This window comes from Streptomyces sp. NPDC059850 (assembly GCF_042731515.1).
In the GTDB taxonomy this organism is placed as follows: Bacteria; Actinomycetota; Actinomycetes; order Streptomycetales; family Streptomycetaceae; genus Streptomyces.
Map to the genome: position 1 here is coordinate 1 of NZ_JBHWJI010000145.1, position 2,912 is coordinate 2,912.

General features: G+C 72.7%; 1 protein-coding gene. It reads left to right on the top strand.

The features are described 5' to 3' along the window. Window positions 1-36: 36 nt before the first annotated feature. A partial coding sequence (locus ACFV9T_RS42630) for an SDR family NAD(P)-dependent oxidoreductase (RefSeq protein ID WP_385449258.1) occupies window positions 37-2,912 on the top strand: 2,876 nt, incomplete at its 3' end.

Sequence of the window (2,912 nt, forward strand, 5' to 3'; positions counted from 1 at the left end):
GTGGGTGTGGCGGCGGTCAATGGGCCGTCTTCTACGGTGGTTTCGGGTCCGCCGGAGCAGGTGGCCGCCGTGGTGGCCGCCTGCCGGGACAACGGCGACCGGGCGCGGCTGATCGACGTGGACTACGCCTCGCACGGCCCCCAGATCGACGAGATCCGCGACGAGCTGATGAGCGAACTGGACGGGGTCCGCCCGAATGACACGTCTGGAAGCGGCATCACGTTCTACTCCACGGTGACCGGAGGCCGGATCGCCACCAGCGGTTTGGACACTTCGTACTGGGTGACGAATCTGCGGGAGCGCGTACGGTTCGCCGACGCACTCGAAGCGGCGCTGGCCGACGGGCATCGGGTGTTTATCGAGGCCAGCACCCACCCCGTCCTCGCGGTCGGCATGCAGGAGACTTTCGAGCGGGCGAGTGTCGACGCGGTGACCGTGCCCACGCTGCGCCGCGACCACGGGGGCAGGGCGCAGCTGGTGCGCTCCCTCGCCGAGGCGTTCGTCGCGGGCGTCCCGGTGGACTGGACGACCCTGTTCCCGGCCGACCCGACGCCACGGACGGTGGATCTGCCGACGTATGCCTTCCAGCGTCAGCGCTTCTGGGCGGCTGCCACGAGTGGTCGAGCGGGGGATGTGTCGGCAGCAGGGTTGCAGCGTGTGGAGCACGCCTTGCTGCCCGCTGCGGTCGGACTGCCCGATGGCGGGTTGCTGCTGACCGGCCGGGTCTCCGCCGGAGGTGGCGGTTGGCAGGCCGAGCATGCCGTCGCGGGTGCGGCGTTGATGCCCGGTGCGGCGCTGGTGGAGTGGGCGTTGCGGGCGGCGGATGAAGCCGGGTGCGGCGGCGTGGAGGAGCTGGCGCTGCAGGTTCCCTTGGTCCTGCCCGAGTCGGGTGGCTTGCGCGTACAGGTGGTGGTGGGCGAGGCGGCGGAGGACGGAAGGCGCGACGTACGGGTGTACTCCCGCCCCGACCGCACCACCGAGCCGGGCGCCGACCCGGGGTGGGTGTGCCACGCCGATGGCGTGCTGAGCCCGCCGTCCCCGAGTGGCCCGGCGGAGGAGCTGCCCGGCGCATGGCCTCCGGCGCATGCGAAGCCGCTGGAGGTGGCGGGATTCTACGAGCGCGCGGCGGCGATCGGGTACGCGTACGGCCCGTCCTTCCAGGGGCTTCGAGCGGTGTGGCGCGATGGCCACGATCTGCTGGCCGAGGTGGCGCTGCCCGAGGCCGCCGGGGACCATGACCGCTTCGGCATCCACCCGGCGATCCTCGACGCCGCCCTGCACCCCCTCCTGCTGGCCGACCGGTTCGCCGCCGCCGACGCGGACGACCAGGCGGAGGCCGAGCAGCTGTGGTTGCCGTTCGTCTGGAACGGCGTATCCCTGTGGGCCACGGACGCGACCACGGTCCGCGTGCGGCTCACGCCGCGCCAGGGGAGCGGGGACGGCGAGCGAGGGCTACGGCTCCTCGTGGCCGATGCCGGGGGCGCTCCCGTCCTCACGGTGGACTCCCTCACGATGCGTCCGGCCGACGCCGAGCAGCTGCGGTCCGTGGGCGGGCGCGACGCCGGTGGGTTGTTCACACTCGACTGGACGCCCTTGCCTGAGACCGAGTCGGTCACGGCGGATGACGACGACTGGGTGGTCCTGGGCCGGGACGACGGCGACAGTGGTGCAGTCTGCCACCCGGACCTGACGGCATTGGCCGCCGCGATGGACGGCGGTACGCCCGCTCCGCCCGTGGCCTTGGCGTATCTCCCCGCCGTGGGTGAGCCCGCCGACGACGACCTCATGGCGGATGCGGGGCTGGCCGCTGTCGAACATGCGCTGGAACTGGTGCAGGGCTGGCTGGCCGAACCACGCCTGGCTGACGCCCGGTTGGTGGTGGCTACGCGGGGTGCGGTCGCGGGTGCCGAGGAGGTGGACTTGGCCGGTGCCGCCGTATGGGGCCTGCTGCGGAGCGCCCAGGCGGAGAATCCGGACCGATTCGTCCTCCTGGACACGGATCCGGATGCCCACGCCGAGACCACCCATCGAAGCGTGGCCCACGCCGTGGCGCGGGCCGTACGGGCTGATGAGCCGCAGGTGGCCATGCGGGCCGGGCAGTTGCTGGTGCCCCGGCTGGCCGTTGCCCGCGCGGGCGGTGACCAGTCCACCACCGAGCGGCCAGGGGCGTCCGGTGCTCTCGACCCGGACGGGACCGTGCTCATCGTCGGCGGCACGGGCCTGCTGGGCGGCTTGGTCGCCGAACACCTCGTACGCACCTGGCAGGTCAAGCATCTGGTGTTGGCGAGCCGCCGGGGCCCCGGGGCCCCTGGTGCGCGCGAACTGACCGACCGGCTGCGTGATATGGGCGCACAGGTGCGAGTCGTCCCGGTGGATGTCACGGACGCGGGCGCGGTGGCGGAGCTGGTGGCGGGGGCCGATGCGGAACATCCGCTGACCGGGGTCATCCATGCCGCAGGCGTGCTGGACGACGCGGTGGTGACCTCACTTAACCCGCGACAAGTGGCGCGGGTGTGGGCGGCCAAGGCCACGGCTGCGGCGCATCTCCACGCCGCGACGGCGGGTCTGCCCCTGGGCCTGTTCGTGATGTTCTCCTCGGCCGCCGGGGTGGTGGGCAACGCGGGGCAGGCCGGATACGCGGCGGCGAACGCCTACGTCGATGCGCTGGTCGCCCGCCGCCGGGGTCACGGGCTGCCCGGGCTGTCGGTGGCATGGGGGCTGTGGGAGCAGGCCAGCGCCATGACCGGGCACATGGGCCACATGGATCTGACCAGGCTGCGCGGAATGCGGCCCTTGTCGTCCGAGCGCGGACTCGCCCTGCTGGATGCCGCGTGCCGAGTCCCGGATCCGCTGGTGGTTGCGGTGGATCTTGATGTGGTGGGGGCGGTGGGTGGTGGTGTGCCTGCGGTGTT